This is a genomic window from Providencia sp. 6390 (assembly GCF_058148425.1).
This window is the reverse complement of record NZ_JBYVYL010000005.1, coordinates 264,228-278,825: the sequence shown is the minus strand read 5'-3', so window position 1 is coordinate 278,825 and position 14,598 is coordinate 264,228. Positions and strand designations below refer to the sequence as shown.

Sequence of the window (14,598 nt, the reverse complement as noted above, 5' to 3'; positions counted from 1 at the left end):
AATATGCGTGTAATTGTTTATGGCAGTTTAAGGCGCAAGCAGGGAAATCATCACTGGATGACTTATGCTCAATTATTAGGAGAGCATAAGTTAGAAGGCTATGAGCTTTACGATCTTGGGTATTATCCAGCCGTTGTCAAAGGGGATGGTGTGATTGAGTGCGAAGTTTACCGTATCAATCCGTCTATTTTGACTGAACTCGATGAGCTAAAGAAAAATTCACAGGACTATGTTCGAGAATTGATCCCTACGCCATATGGTAATGCTTGGATTTATCTCTATCGTCATTCCGTTGACGGCTTGCACCGCATCAAGAGTGGTGATTGGCTAAAACGCCACGAAGAAGAGTAATAAAAAAGGCTCTGGCAGTGATGCCAGAGCCTTTTATCCCTGAAAGGGGAAAATTATTTTTTCGCAGCGCGTTCGAAAGAAGCGATAATTTCAGCTTTAGCCGCCGCCGCATTATCCCAACCATCAACTTTAACCCACTTACCTTTTTCGAGATCTTTGTAGTGTTCAAAGAAATGGGTGATTTGTGCACGCAGTAATTCAGGCAGGTCGTTCACATCTTTAATGTGATCGTATTCTTTGCTCAGTTTAGTGTGTGGTACTGCAACCAGCTTCGCATCTTCACCTGACTCATCGGTCATTTTCAGCACGCCAACTGGGCGGCAACGGATCACTGAACCTGGTTGTAATGGATATGGCGTTGGAACTAACACATCAACAGGGTCACCATCTAAAGACAGAGTGTGGTTGATGTAACCATAGTTACATGGATAGAACATCGCTGTAGACATGAAACGATCTACAAACAGAGCGCCAGAGTCTTTATCAACTTCATATTTGATTGGATCTGCGTTAGCAGGGATTTCGATAATAACGTAGATATCTTCTGGCAGATCTTTACCTGCCGGTACATTGTTCAGGCCCATGAAAAAGTATCCTTTATGTTAAAAACTAATATAGTCATCAATATGTTAAGTTGCATAAATGCAACTTGTATCATGATTGATACATAACGTGGGGGGTATTATAGCCGTAAAGAGGGGTAAAACTCACTAGTTGGTGGGGCATTCATAAAAAAAAGCTGAGTCAGTAGGGCAAAAAAGGCGGGTTTTCCCGCCTTTACTCAGTGAAACAGATTATTCAGTGTCAGGGAACTCACGCATGAATGATTCTGCTTTTTCAACCATAGATTCGGTGCCAACAAAGAACGGCGCTCGTTGGTGAAGTTCACTTGGAATAATATCTAAAATACGATCACGGCCATTGCTTGCTTTACCGCCAGCTTGCTCAGCGAGGAAAGCAATTGGGTTGCATTCGTACAGTAGACGAAGTTTACCATTAGGGTGGCTTGCTGTGCTTGGGTAGATGTAAATCCCACCTTTAAGCAAGTTACGATGGAAATCCGCGACTAATGAACCAATGTAACGCGTCGTATATGGGCGTCCTGTTGCTTCATCTTGTTCTTGGCAGTACTTAATGTATTTTTTAACACCCATAGGGAACTTGATGTAGTTACCTTCGTTAATTGAATACATTTTACCTTCTGCTGGGAACATGACTTTCTCATGAGATAGGCAAAATACACCAAGAGATGGGTCATAGGTGAAGGCATGCACGCCGCAACCTGTGGTATAAACCAACATGGTTGATGAACCATAAACAACATAGCCGGCAGCCACTTGGCGATGACCTGGTTGCAAGAAATCTGCTTCAGTCACTGATTGGCCAATTGGGGTAATACGGTGGTAGATAGAGAAGATAGTGCCGACGGAAACGTTTACATCGATATTTGAAGAACCATCCAGTGGATCCATTAAAACGACGTATTTCGCGTTTTCTGCGCGGTCACCTTCGAAAATGACAATTTCATCTTCTTCTTCGGAGGCAATACCGGCAACTTCTCCGCGTGCTTTCAAAGCCGCTTTCAGTTTTTCATTTGCATACAGGTCAAGCTTCATCTGGACTTCACCTTGAACATTCGACACACCGCTTGTGCCAAGAATGTCTACCAGCCCAGCTTTATTTATATCACGATGGATAATTTTAGCGCCCAGTTTAATCGCTGACAGTAATGCCGTCAGTTCTCCTGTTGCATGAGGAAAATCTTGTTGCTTATCGACGATGAATTCGCCTAATGTTTTCATGACGAAGGTCCTGAATATAATTGACAGAGGTTTGTAGGGAGGGATTGTACCTTACCCTGCGGGTGGAGTTTATCTAAATTAAAAAAAGATTCATAGGTTAATGCATTTATAAACCTGCATTTGATAGGTAGAATAGTGACAAACCTCATGCTATTGGATGGAAAATAATGCACATACATATTTTGGGTATTTGCGGTACGTTTATGGGAAGCTTGGCAATACTGGCTCGCTCACTTGGCCATAAAGTCACGGGCTCTGATGCAAATGTGTACCCTCCTATGAGTACCTTGCTCGAAAAACAAGGTATTGAACTCATTCAAGGTTATGATCCTAGCCAGCTTGAACCCGCGCCGGATATGGTGGTTATTGGCAATGCAATGACACGCGGTAATCCATGTGTAGAAGCCGTATTAGAGAAAGGGCTAACTTATACTTCAGGTCCTCAATGGTTGCATGATCATGTTTTACCTGAGCGCTGGGTTCTTGCGGTTGCAGGCACCCACGGTAAAACTACTACGGCGGGTATGCTAGCTTGGATTTTAGAAGATTGTGGCTACAAACCTGGTTTTTTAATTGGTGGCGTGCCGGGCAATTTTGAAGTGTCAGCACAATTGGGTGAAAGCCCATTTTTTGTCATAGAAGCTGATGAATATGATTGTGCATTTTTCGATAAACGCTCGAAATTTGTCCATTACAGCCCAAGGACATTGGTACTTAATAACCTCGAATTCGATCATGCTGATATTTTTGACGACCTTGAGGCGATCCAAAAGCAATTCCACCATTTAGTTCGTATTGTGCCAAGCAGCGGTAAAATCTTTATGCCTGATAATGATTCGAACTTAAAGCAAGTGATTGGCATGGGGTGCTGGAGCGAACAAGAATTTATTGGCGAGCATGGTGAATGGCAAGCACGTAAATTGAGCCATGATGGCAGCCAGTTTGAAGTTTTTTATCAAACGAAAAAGGTCGGCGAAGTTAGCTGGTCACAAGTGGGTAATCACAATATTCATAATGGGCTGATGGCAATTGCAGCAGCGCATCATGTTGGCGTTCCCGCAGAAGAAGCCTGCCGTGCATTGGGGGAATTCATTAACGCGCGTCGCCGTTTAGAATTACGTGGTGTTGAAAATGGCGTGAGTGTTTATGATGACTTCGCTCATCATCCTACGGCGATCTTAGCGACGCTCGAAGCGCTACGCAGTAAGGTTGGTGGCACATCGCGTATTATTGCTGTATTGGAGCCTCGCTCTAACACCATGAAAATGGGGATCAGTAAAAACGATATAGCTCCAGCACTAGGTCGTGCTGATGAAGTGTTTCTTTTCCAACCATCAAACATTCCTTGGATGGTTACTGATATTGCAGAAAATTGTGTCCAACCTGCGCGCTGGAGTTCTGATATTGAAGCACTGACGAATATGGTGATCGAAACTGCACAGCCCGGTGATCATATTTTAGTCATGAGTAATGGTGGCTTTGGTGGGATCCACGGTAAATTGCTGGCAGGGCTAAAAAAGAAAGCAGAATTTGAGCACGAAGAGTAGTATTTTTCAAAAATTTTAACGACTGTCGCCGAACATAATGCGTTTGTCAGCAGTCTGAGGCAGCTGAGGCTGCCTTTTTCATTCATATAGTGAATGAACTGCCTATGAAAGAAAGTTAGACAAAATATTCGGATGAAGAAGGCGGCGAGAAAGCTCCCGCCTGTGATAGAGTTTTGATTAAAGTTCTTGATCAAATAACGTCAGAATGGCTTCATAAAGCTCTTCGGTAGTGAAGTTATTGGCAGGGGTTGAAAAAATGGTGTCATCACCTGCGATACTTCCCAAAATACCTTCTGCTTTGCCCAAAGAATCGAGTAAGCGAGCGATTAGCTGTGCTGCACCTGGGCTAGTTCTAATAACAACCACTGAGTGGTTATAATCGATATCGAGAACAAGGTTTTTTAGCGGACTAGTCGCTGTTGGTACGCCCGGCTCTGCTGGTAAGCAGTAGACCATTTCCATTTTTGCGTTACGTGTTCGTACAGCACCGAACTTTGTTAACATTCTGGAAATTTTGGATTGGTTGATATTTTCAAACCCTTGCTCTTGTAGTGCGATAACTATCTCAGCTTGCGAGCTAAATTTTTCTTCTTTTAGTAGGGCTTTAAAAGCCTTAACCAAGTCTTCTTGTTTAGACGGTGTACGCATAATAAACCCATCCTTTGACTATAAATTGAGTTGCATTATCCGTAAATGTGAATTTTTATGCAACAAAATTGCGTGGTGACGATTTTATAGATAATAGCAACTCATTATCTTCATTAGATTTTGATCAAAGAATCGTTTTGTAATAGTGATCTTGCTATGAATTCAGCAAACAAAATAGTAAGTTATTTTAAACGGTTATCTATTTTTTTTCGGAAAATATGACAAGTCGCATAGAGAGATAATGCAATTTGCCAATAAAAGGTGTAAATTTTTTGTTAATCACTTTGTGAAGTAAATCATGAACGGCAGTAAAAACAGTTTATTATGCAAAAATCAATAGTGATAAAAACTATTTGTTAAAAAAGTGCCCCTTATCTCATTAACAGATAAGGATTTTGTTTAGAATAGTCAAAATCAATGTTGAAAATTATTTGCGTTAATATGTTTCAGTATCTGTTAATGAATTGTTTTTTATCAGTAATGTACTAAATACATAACAAGATGAATTCATATACTTTTTAAAGTACAAATAAAGGAGTTTCAGAATGAAAGTTGCAGTTCTCGGTGCAGCAGGTGGTATCGGTCAGGCTCTGGCCCTTCTTCTTAAAAATCAGCTCCCAGCAGGTTCAGAACTCTCTCTCTACGACATCGCACCAGTAACTCCAGGTGTCGCCGCAGACCTCAGCCACATTCCTACCGACGTTAAAGTTGTTGGTTTTTCAGGTGAAGATGCAACGCCAGCACTGAAAGGTGCCGATGTTGTTCTGATCTCTGCTGGTGTTGCACGTAAACCAGGTATGGATCGTTCAGACCTATTTAATGTTAACGCAGGTATCGTGCGTAATTTGGTTCAGCAAATTGCAACGACTTGCCCGAAAGCATTGATCGGCATTATCACTAACCCAGTTAACACTACGGTTGCTATCGCTGCTGAAGTATTGAAAAAAGCAGGCGTATATGACAAAAACCGCTTATTTGGTGTGACAACACTGGATATTATCCGTTCTAACACTTTCGTTGCTGAACTGAAAGGCAAGAAAACTCACGAAATCGAAGTGCCAGTTATCGGCGGGCACTCAGGTGTGACAATTCTACCTTTATTGTCTCAGATCCCTGGTGTAAGTTTCACTGATGAAGAAGTTGCTGCATTAACTAAGCGTATCCAAAATGCAGGTACTGAGGTTGTTGAAGCTAAAGCAGGTGGCGGGTCAGCAACACTGTCTATGGGCCAAGCAGCTGCACGTCTTGGCTTATCTCTGATCCGTGGTCTACAAGGTGAGCCTAACGTCATTGAATGTGTTTACACTGAAGGTGATGGCGAACATGCACGTTTCTTCGCCCAGCCAGTTCGCTTAGGTAAAAATGGTATTGAAGAGCATATTTCTTTCGGTAAGTTGAGTGACTTTGAACAAAAAGCACTGAAAGATATGTTAGAAGTACTGAAAAATGATATTGAGCTTGGTGAAAAATTCATTAACGGCTAATAACTGTTAATCACTTTATCATCAGCCGATGAAAACCGCTGACCTGGCATTGAATGTCGATCAGCGGTTTTTTTATATTCGTTTAGCCCTCGGATTGTGGCTTATCCCTTACTTTTCTTTCCAATAATTCACCTGTAATTGGATTGAAATAGCGGCTTGGCCAGATTTCAGAGGGATGAATCTCTAGGTAGTTGGCAATAATCCATTCACCTTTTGGCCATGGGCGAGACAACGCATTAGCTAGTGTTGATGAACTTAGGCCTGCATGGCGAGAAATCGCCGCTAAAGTTGTGCCTCGCTTACGTAAAGCCGCGATAATGTCTGCTGGATGCCAATCCGATTTCCGTAAAATCATTTTTTAGTCCTTTTTTTACTCAGAATCATGTAGAGTTAATGGTACATCTAACAGAAGATTGTGATACATTCACTGCAACCGTCCTGTTATTGGAAATAAAATAACAGAAATTTCCCAAAAATATTTCTAATTTTCTATAAAAATTCAGTTTTATGAAAGAGATTCTGTTTTTGTGAAATATAAGAAAGTACTAGCATCTATATTTGCGAGCCAATATAACGTATTGAAAATAAAAACTAACTAGTTTTAGTTATCTATAAAAATGGCATATTAATGATAGCAGTTAAAAGTGCCCTTAATATAGAAACAGCATAATAGAGAAAAAACAGAGTTGTCAGGCGGTTGCTAGCCAATTTATTGTTATTAAAAGAAATTAAAATAGACTTTACATGCATAACTTATAAATTAATTAATAATAAATTTTCATAAAACAAAACAGAATAAGGTTATTAAGAAAATAAACGCATTTTTCAGCAATTATTATTTAATTGTAAACGTGACTAGGAGGGTCAGACATGCAAAAAGAATGGTTAACAGCTAAGGAGTTAGTTGGTTTAAAGGGACTTCCAATGACAACTCAAGGTATTAATGCGATGGCTCGTAGGGAAAACTGGCTTTGCCGTAAACGACGAGGTATTCAAGGTAAAGCGCTGGAATATCATATTAATAGTCTACCGGAAGGCTTATTCGAACCCTCTTCTGTCTATGAAACACCAACGCCTTATCAAGTAAAAAATAATGACAGTGCATTTATTTGGCAAGAGGTTTACAACCAACTATCAACAGAAGAACGTAGCAAGATATTGGCATTTATTATGCGTGAAGGTGTAATCGCATTAGTGGATTTAATTAATAAAAAATAATTTACCTGAAAAATTGGTTGATAGTAATTAATAAAGAATACAAATGTATATACTCTAAATAATTCAGGTTTCAGCTAGGCGACTAGCGAACAAATCGCTAGGATGCATAGAAAGCACTGTAACTGGTATGCGTGAATACAGTCACTATACTTTAACGAACAGCGCTCTAATTTGAAGTGTGACGAGTATAGCAGCGAATTATTCTTGGTTAATAATCTTTTTAGGTATAACAGCCTCAACGGCAGATTTCATCATATAAGTTCGAAAGAGATAATATGAAAAAAATGTGGTTCACTGCGAAAGAATTAGCAGGTTTAGAAGGCTTACCTACCTCTCCTCAAGGCATCAATCTAATGGCAAGAAGAGAGGGATGGAAAAATCGTCGTAAGCGTGGTGTGCAAGGTAAAGCCGTAGAGTATTATTTAGATAGCCTGCCTGGGGAAATACAGGGTCAATTGAGTCTTGCTGAACCTACTATTGGCTATCAAAGCCACAGGATGGATGGTTCACAAATCTGGACGGAAGCTTACTACCAGCTGACAGAAGTCGAGCGAGATAAAGTGGTTAAATATATCCTACGTTACGGCCTGTCATCATTATTGGTTCAGATAGATAAAGAAGAAAAAGGGGAAGAATAGGTCCATTCCCCTCTAACTCACTCTATTTGCAACTAGGAGTGGCGTGAAATAGCGACTTCAGCAAGGCTGATAAGCGCATCTTTGTATATAGAATCATCAATGATACTTAAAGCATCAATAGCTTTTTGTGATTCTTGTTGTGCTCGGGCATAGGTATACTCAAGAGACCCACAGCGTTTCATGGTTGCAAGTACGGATTCCAACAGATGGCGGCCATTACCTTGTTCAATTGCTTTGCGGATCATTGCTGACTCTTCTTCCGTTCCATGATTCATGGCATGGAGAAGAGGGAGTGTTGGTTTCCCTTCATCAAGATCATCGCCGGTGTTTTTCCCCAATTGCGTATTATCAGCATCGTAATCTAACAAATCGTCGATCAATTGGAACGCAGTACCTAGATAACGACCATAGTCTTGAAGTGCTTTCTCTTGTTCAGATGTTGCCGATGCTAAAATAGCAGAAGCATGGGCTGCAGCCTCAAATAAACGTGCTGTTTTGCTGTAGATAACCTGCATATAGTTATCTTCAGTAATATTAGGATCATTGCAGTTCATGAGCTGTAAAACTTCACCTTCCGCGATCACATTGGTCGCTTCTGACATTAGTTTTAATACGCGCATGGAATCAAGATCCGTCATCATCTGGAAGGATCGTGTATAAATAAAGTCACCTACAAGGACGCTAGCAGCATTACCAAAGACGGCATTAGCTGTTTGTTTGCCGCGTCGCATATCGGATTCATCAACTACATCGTCATGCAATAAAGTAGCGGTATGGATAAATTCGATCAAGGCGGCAACTTGGATATGCTTATGTCCTGAATAGCCAAGGGATCGTCCAGCCAGTACTGCGATCATCGGGCGGATCCTTTTCCCGCCGCCGCTAACAATGTAATAACCAAGCTGGTTAATTAGCGCAACGTCTGAATTCAATTGACTGAGGATCACTTCGTTTACCGCTGACATATCCTCGCTGGTCAGTTCAACAATAGATTCTAAATTCATTGTAATTTATTCATATTATTAAATTTTAGCCGCCACCAACTCATAAAATAGGTGCCGCCATTAGAACAGTTATCTTGTAAGCATAACATTAATATTTCTAAGATAATTAGTTGTAATGCAAAAAATGTTTAAATAAGTAACAATTCGAGTTATCCATCATAAATTAATGGTTGGCTAGCGTATCAAATAAAAAAGTCGGTTTTTTTGTGATCTAACTGCATTATTGGCTTGTGTTCTGATGCTTTTTTGCGTAGAATTCGCGCCCTATTGTGAATATTTTATAGCGTGCTCTTGAATTAAATTTTTTAGCGGGTACGCGGAAAGCGGAGTTAATATGTACGCGGTTTTCCAAAGTGGTGGTAAACAACACCGAGTTAGCGAAGGTCAAACTGTCCGCCTAGAAAAGCTGGACATCGCAACAGGTGAAACTGTTGAATTTGATCACGTTCTGATGGTTGCTAACGGCGACGATATCAAAATCGGCGCTCCTGTCGTTGAAGGCGTTAAAGTTAAAGCGGAAGTGGTTGCTCACGGTCGTGGCGATAAAGTTAAAATCGTTAAGTTCCGTCGTCGTAAACACAGCCGTAAACAACAGGGTCACCGTCAGTGGTTCACTGATGTTAAGATCACTGGCATCGCTTAAGATTTAGGAGAGCAGATTAATGGCACACAAAAAGGCTGGCGGCTCGACTCGTAACGGTCGCGATTCAGAAGCAAAACGTCTGGGTGTAAAACGTTTCGGTGGTGAAGCTGTATTAGCAGGTAGCATCATCGTTCGTCAACGTGGTACTAAATTCCACGCAGGTAACAACGTAGGTTGTGGCCGTGACCACACTCTGTACGCTTTAGCGGACGGTAAAGTTAAATTTGAAGTTAAAGGTCCTAACAATCGTAAATTTATCAGCATCGAAGCTGAATAAGTTTTCTGACTTTTAATTCGAATTAAAGCCCTGCAAAAACTTTTTGCGGGGCTTTTTATATTCAAAATACGCCATCTCTGGGTAACGCGGCCATCCAGCACTATAATATGGCTATCAAACGGAGAAAGAATTATGAAATTTGTTGATGAAGCCAAAATATTGGTTGTGGCGGGAGATGGTGGCAATGGTTGTGTCAGCTTCCGCCGTGAAAAATATATTCCAAAAGGTGGACCTGACGGCGGTGACGGCGGTGACGGCGGTGATGTCTACTTACAAGCAGACGAAAACCTCAACACCCTGATCGATTACCGTTTTGAGAAGTCTTTCCGTGCTGAGCGCGGTCAAAATGGTCAAAGCCGTGAGTGCACAGGCAAACGTGGTCAAGATATCACGATTAAAGTGCCCGTAGGAACGCGTGTACGCGATTTAGGTACTGGAGAGGTACTTGGAGACATGACGCGTCATGAACAGCGTCATATGGTCGCTAAAGGCGGTTTTCATGGTTTAGGCAACACCCGCTTCAAATCTTCAGTTAACCGTGCTCCACGTCAACGTACTATGGGTACGCCAGGTGAAACACGTGACTTGATGTTAGAATTGATGCTATTAGCTGATGTAGGGATGCTGGGGATGCCTAATGCAGGTAAATCCACCTTCATTCGCTCGGTATCAGCAGCAAAACCAAAAGTTGCCGATTATCCATTTACAACACTTGTGCCTAGTTTAGGTGTAGTGCGCATGGATAACGAAAAAAGCTTTGTGGTTGCTGATATCCCAGGTTTGATTGAAGGGGCAGCTGAAGGCGCAGGTTTAGGGATCCGTTTCCTTAAACACTTGGAACGTTGCCGAGTGTTATTGCACCTGATCGACATTTGTCCGATCGATGAGTCTGATCCTGTCGAAAACGCCAAGATCATTGTTAGCGAACTTGAAAAATACAGTGAAAAACTGGCAGAGAAACCACGTTGGTTAGTGTTTAACAAAGTGGATATTTTAGGTGCTGAAGAGTCCGCTGCGCGTGCGGCTGAGATTGCTAAAGCAATGGGCTGGGAAGATAAATACTATATGATCTCTGCGGTGAATCACGAAGGCGTGAAAGCACTGTGCTGGGACATTATGGAGTTTATGGAAACTCAACCGCGCAATATGGCAGTAACAGAAGACGAGAAGCAGCCTGAAAAAGTTGAATTTATGTGGGATGACTATCATAAAGAGCAACTCGAAGGTGCAGAAGATCTCGATGATGATTGGGATGACGATTGGGATGATGAAGACGACGAAGGCGTCGAAATCATTTATCAAAAGTAAGCTGATCATTTAGACGATTAAAAAAGCCCACATTATTATTATTGTGGGCTTTTTGTTTGAAATAGAATCAAACGATCAATTTTTTTGGTAAAGATCTTTATAGAGTCGACTTTCAAAACGAACTAACGGAACACGTCGGCTGCGTTGTTGGCTTTGAGGTACTGCATAGGCAGAAATATATTGCACGAACGCAACACGCTGACCACTTGCTGTTGTAATAAAGCCCGCAAGGTTATACACCCCTTGTAGCGCTCCTGTCTTAGCAGAAACTTTGCCATTCACACCTGCTTCATCTAAACCGCCACGATAGCGCAATGTACCGTCATGGCCGGCTAGAGGTAGCATCGAAATAAAATCAAGCTGTTGATCGTTTTTGGCGATAAACTGCAACACTTCCATCATTGTGGCTGGTGTGATGAGGTTATGGCGAGACAAACCCGAGCCGTCGACCATCACGGTATTACCTAGATCGATTCCTGCTTTTTGTTTTAGAACTTGGCGAACTGCATCGGATCCTGAGCGCCATGTACCCGGCACGCCATAATAATCACGACCAATAGTCCTAAAAACGGTATCAGCGATCATGTTGTCAGATTTTTTCAACATCACCTTAAGTAAGTCATGTAATGGCTTCGATTCTGTTTTCACCAATACTTGCGATTGAGCTGCTGGGAAGGTGCGTTTTTTCACATGGCCTGTAATTTCAATACCTGCGTTTAGTAATTCATTTTTAACAATCGCACCTGCATAGCTGGCACCATTCTGTACTGCAAAGGCGAGGGGCAAAGGCTCACTACGCTGTGATAAGCAGCCCGTTAATGTATAACGATTTAACTCACCGGGAACTACATCAAGTTCACAGTAACGTCCTTCAGGCGCACCTTTAGCAATGGTCTTGACTTCACTAAACATATTAACGGGATAGAAGCTAGCCGACTTGATATAAGCCATATCACCCACTTTCTCTGCGGGGTAAAGAGATACAGAAAAACAGTTGCGGTCAATAATAGCTGCTGCCGGTGGAGCACTAAAGCATTGAGTCATATCATTCCACACCCACCCTGGTGCTTTGTCATGGCTGGTAAATGCAGAAATATCGACGATCAAATCGCCATCGACTTTATGAATACCAACTTGTTTTAACGCATTAACCATATTGCGTATTTGTTGGCGTGTAAGAGTGGGATCGCCGCTGAAGCGGATCACAAGATCACCCGCTAATGTATTATTGTTCAGTTTCGCATCAGTCTCAAAGTTAGTGACGAAACGATAATCAGGCCCCAGTTGCAAAAGAGCTGCTAGCGCAGTCACCACTTTTTGTGTACTGGCAGGCAATGCCATTTGCTGCGCATTGTAATCAATAATGGGGGTATCACTACCAACTTTCTGCGCAACCAGAGCGAGGTTAGTACCATCGGGTAAATATTGCTTATAATCATCAATCGGAATAGCAAGCGCTTGCCCAACTGTAAAAGTGAGTCCTAAAGTGATGATCCATTTTCTGGTGAGTGTTAATAACGGCATAAATTTCACGCATTAGGGTAGACATAGTGTACATACTAAAGTGTAATGCCTAAAAAAGTAAACGATGACCCGCTATTAAGTCTACGTTAGAATGGTTACCATTGTGATAAGATAAGTGTGTGAATGGGTTTTCAAAACGTATTCACGGCCTGTGTATTGTTCAAACACCCCCCTTATTTTGTAGGGTGTTTAGTGTACTGTTGTTACAAAAATCAGGAAGATACTTATTTTTAGATAGGATTGAAACAGAGGTATTTATCAATGAAACAGATTCCAATGACGGTATTTGGTGCAGATAAACTTAGAGAAGAACTCGAGTTTCTTAAATCTGTCCGCCGCCCGGAAATTATTGCATCAATTGCTGAAGCACGTGAACATGGTGACTTGAAAGAGAACGCAGAATATCACGCAGCCCGTGAACAGCAGGGGTTCTGTGAAGGTCGAATTCAAGAAATTGAATCTAAACTTTCTCATGCTCAAGTGATTGATGTGACTAAAATGTCAAATAACGGTCGTGTCATTTTTGGTGCAACAGTGAGTGTTTTGAATGTCGATACCGATGAAGAATTGACTTATCGTATTGTTGGGGATGATGAAGCAGATATTAAGGTTAATCTGATTTCTGTTAACTCTCCGATTGCTCGTGGTTTGATAGGTAAGGAAGTTGATGACGTTGTTGTTATCAAAACACCGGGTGGCGATGTAGAGTTCGAAATTCTTAAAGTTGAGTATATCTGATTCCTATTTCACTGAATTGGTTATATTATTTTACGGTATTAGTGAAAAAAGGCCGCTAGTGGCCTTGAAGTGGTTGACGGAGCGGGATAAAAGCGTAGTTTTTCCCGCTTCGTGTGATTAGCCGAAAATCAAATAAATTGATTTTCCTTGTTTATTTCAACGACCTTAATGACTGTAGCTAAACATAATTATGTTTTTCCGCAGTGAAAAAGGCCGAAAGCGGCCTTTTTCTTCATATAAAAGCTGCCTTTAATGGCATTTTTATATAAATTAAGGGTAATTATTTAGGTAAAATAATTTTTCGTTCAGCAGATGGGCGGTAAAGAACAAGTATCTTGCCTATAATTTGTACATTAGCAGCACCTGTTTCGCGAACAATCGCTTCAGCGATCAAATTTTTAGTTTCGCGGTCTTCGCCTGCGATTTTGACTTTGATAAGCTCATGGTGAGCTAATGAAAGTTCAATTTCAGCTAAAACACCTTCAGTTAACCCATTGTTGCCAATCATAACAACAGGGTTTAGGTGGTGAGCTAGGCTTTTCAGGTGCTGAATTTGTTTTTTATTAAGATTCATCGATTTTTTACTTCTTTAGTATTGAAAATGGCTTATTCTACCGCCATCTGATATCTATCACCATCAATTAATCTCTATCGGGTGGTAAAGAAGTGACAATAAATACCCAAAATATTCAGGTTATATGTTAGTAACAGTGTTAGTAGGCATGTAGTTGTGGGGATATTGGGAATAGATGTGTTTCTATGTGTATAGTTGGAAAATTCAATGACCAGTAAAAAACGTTCGGCAAGCTCCAGCCGTTGGCTGCAAGAACATTTTAGTGATAAATATGTTCAGCAAGCACAAAAGAAAGGGCTTCGCTCGCGTGCATGGTTTAAACTGGATGAAATCCAGCAAGGTGATAAAATTTTTAAACCAGGTATGACCGTTGTTGATTTGGGTGCTGCACCCGGAGGTTGGTCACAGTATGTTGTCAGCCAAATAGGCCAAAATGGTCGGGTGATTGCATGTGATATATTACCAATGGATCCTATCGTTGGCGTCGATTTCCTTCAAGGGGATTTTCGTGACGAGGCGGTGCTAGCAGCGTTGTTGGAACGAGTTGGTGATAAAAAAGTTCAGGTAGTCATGTCTGACATGGCACCTAATATGAGCGGGACTCCAGCGGTCGATATACCTCGATCAATGTATCTGGTTGAGTTAGCTTTGGATATGTGCCGTGCAGTATTGGCTCCTGGGGGAAGTTTTATTGTCAAAGTGTTCCAGGGAGAAGGCTTTGATGAGTACCTAAGGGATATCCGTTCCCTATTTACGAAAGTAAAAGTTCGTAAACCCGAATCTTCGCGGGCACGATCGCGTGAAGTATACATTGTAGCGACAGGGCTAAAACTGTAGTACCC

At 41.4% G+C, this 14,598-nt stretch carries 17 protein-coding genes; 10 read left to right on the top strand and 7 right to left on the bottom strand.

Translation table 11 applies throughout. From position 1 onward, the window contains the following. Positions 1-3: 3 nt before the first annotated feature. Complete coding sequence (locus AC3Z9T_RS12890) at positions 4-351, top strand: gamma-glutamylcyclotransferase family protein (protein WP_421667618.1); 348 nt, start codon at positions 4-6, stop codon at positions 349-351. Between the two features lie 53 nt (positions 352-404). On the opposite strand, the gene ppa is transcribed toward AC3Z9T_RS12890, so the two are convergent. Then, on the bottom strand, positions 405-935 hold the full coding sequence (gene ppa / locus AC3Z9T_RS12885; RefSeq protein ID WP_490126517.1) for an inorganic diphosphatase: 531 nt from the start codon (positions 933-935) through the stop codon (positions 405-407). A gap of 210 nt (positions 936-1,145) precedes the next feature. Continuing rightward, entirely contained in the window at positions 1,146-2,153 is a 1,008-nt protein-coding gene (fbp, locus tag AC3Z9T_RS12880) for a class 1 fructose-bisphosphatase (RefSeq protein ID WP_490126516.1), read from the bottom strand. 167 nt (positions 2,154-2,320) lie between these two features. On the opposite strand from fbp, the gene mpl reads away from it, so the two are divergent. After that, the gene (mpl, locus tag AC3Z9T_RS12875; protein ID WP_490126515.1) at positions 2,321-3,700 is read left to right on the top strand and encodes a UDP-N-acetylmuramate:L-alanyl-gamma-D-glutamyl-meso-diaminopimelate ligase; all 1,380 of its coding nucleotides are present in this window, start codon (positions 2,321-2,323) and stop codon (positions 3,698-3,700) included. A 177-nt stretch (positions 3,701-3,877) separates the two neighbouring features. Here the strand turns inward: mpl and argR are convergent, their stop codons facing one another. Next, positions 3,878-4,348 (bottom strand): transcriptional regulator ArgR, encoded by a 471-nt coding sequence (gene argR / locus AC3Z9T_RS12870; protein ID WP_490126514.1) that lies wholly within the window; start codon positions 4,346-4,348, stop codon positions 3,878-3,880. Between the two features lie 545 nt (positions 4,349-4,893). Between argR and mdh the strand changes: the two genes are divergently transcribed. Then, the gene (gene mdh / locus AC3Z9T_RS12865; RefSeq protein WP_490126513.1) at positions 4,894-5,832 is read left to right on the top strand and encodes a malate dehydrogenase; all 939 of its coding nucleotides are present in this window, start codon (positions 4,894-4,896) and stop codon (positions 5,830-5,832) included. 82 nt (positions 5,833-5,914) lie between these two features. Here the strand turns inward: mdh and AC3Z9T_RS12860 are convergent, their stop codons facing one another. Continuing rightward, positions 5,915-6,187: a helix-turn-helix domain-containing protein gene (locus AC3Z9T_RS12860; protein WP_490126512.1), complete on the bottom strand. Its 273-nt coding sequence runs from the start codon at positions 6,185-6,187 to the stop codon at positions 5,915-5,917. Positions 6,188-6,702: 515 nt separating this feature from the next. Between AC3Z9T_RS12860 and AC3Z9T_RS12855 the strand changes: the two genes are divergently transcribed. Beyond that, positions 6,703-7,050: a DNA-binding protein gene (locus AC3Z9T_RS12855; RefSeq protein ID WP_490126511.1), complete on the top strand. Its 348-nt coding sequence runs from the start codon at positions 6,703-6,705 to the stop codon at positions 7,048-7,050. Between the two features lie 275 nt (positions 7,051-7,325). Continuing rightward, positions 7,326-7,688, top strand: a complete 363-nt coding sequence (locus AC3Z9T_RS12850; RefSeq protein ID WP_490126510.1) for a DNA-binding protein — start codon at positions 7,326-7,328, stop codon at positions 7,686-7,688. A gap of 32 nt (positions 7,689-7,720) precedes the next feature. Here the strand turns inward: AC3Z9T_RS12850 and ispB are convergent, their stop codons facing one another. Next, positions 7,721-8,692 carry an octaprenyl diphosphate synthase gene (ispB, locus tag AC3Z9T_RS12845; RefSeq protein WP_490126509.1) on the bottom strand — a complete coding sequence of 324 codons (972 nt, stop codon included), beginning with the start codon at positions 8,690-8,692 and terminating at the stop codon, positions 7,721-7,723. A 334-nt stretch (positions 8,693-9,026) separates the two neighbouring features. On the opposite strand from ispB, the gene rplU reads away from it, so the two are divergent. The 3 genes from rplU (at position 9,027) to cgtA (ending at position 10,920) form a co-directional block, all read left to right on the top strand. Then, positions 9,027-9,335, top strand: coding sequence for a 50S ribosomal protein L21 (rplU, locus tag AC3Z9T_RS12840; protein WP_004915752.1), 309 nt, complete (start codon positions 9,027-9,029; stop codon positions 9,333-9,335). 19 nt (positions 9,336-9,354) lie between these two features. Beyond that, on the top strand, positions 9,355-9,612 hold the full coding sequence (gene rpmA, locus AC3Z9T_RS12835) for a 50S ribosomal protein L27 (RefSeq protein ID WP_070925593.1): 258 nt from the start codon (positions 9,355-9,357) through the stop codon (positions 9,610-9,612). A 132-nt stretch (positions 9,613-9,744) separates the two neighbouring features. After that, positions 9,745-10,920 (top strand): Obg family GTPase CgtA, encoded by a 1,176-nt coding sequence (cgtA, locus tag AC3Z9T_RS12830; protein ID WP_490126508.1) that lies wholly within the window; start codon positions 9,745-9,747, stop codon positions 10,918-10,920. 75 nt (positions 10,921-10,995) lie between these two features. On the opposite strand, the gene dacB is transcribed toward cgtA, so the two are convergent. Next, entirely contained in the window at positions 10,996-12,444 is a 1,449-nt protein-coding gene (gene dacB, locus AC3Z9T_RS12825) for a serine-type D-Ala-D-Ala carboxypeptidase (protein ID WP_490126507.1), read from the bottom strand. A 261-nt stretch (positions 12,445-12,705) separates the two neighbouring features. Here dacB and greA point away from each other — a divergent pair, with 261 nt between their 5' ends. Then, entirely contained in the window at positions 12,706-13,182 is a 477-nt protein-coding gene (gene greA, locus AC3Z9T_RS12820) for a transcription elongation factor GreA (RefSeq protein ID WP_490126506.1), read from the top strand. A 280-nt stretch (positions 13,183-13,462) separates the two neighbouring features. On the opposite strand, the gene yhbY is transcribed toward greA, so the two are convergent. Beyond that, a complete protein-coding gene (gene yhbY / locus AC3Z9T_RS12815; RefSeq protein ID WP_490126505.1) occupies positions 13,463-13,756 on the bottom strand; it encodes a ribosome assembly RNA-binding protein YhbY in 294 nt (97 codons plus the stop codon). A gap of 207 nt (positions 13,757-13,963) precedes the next feature. Between yhbY and rlmE the strand changes: the two genes are divergently transcribed. Next, complete coding sequence (gene rlmE, locus AC3Z9T_RS12810) at positions 13,964-14,593, top strand: 23S rRNA (uridine(2552)-2'-O)-methyltransferase RlmE (protein ID WP_490126504.1); 630 nt, start codon at positions 13,964-13,966, stop codon at positions 14,591-14,593. The last annotated feature ends 5 nt before the right edge of the window (positions 14,594-14,598 follow it).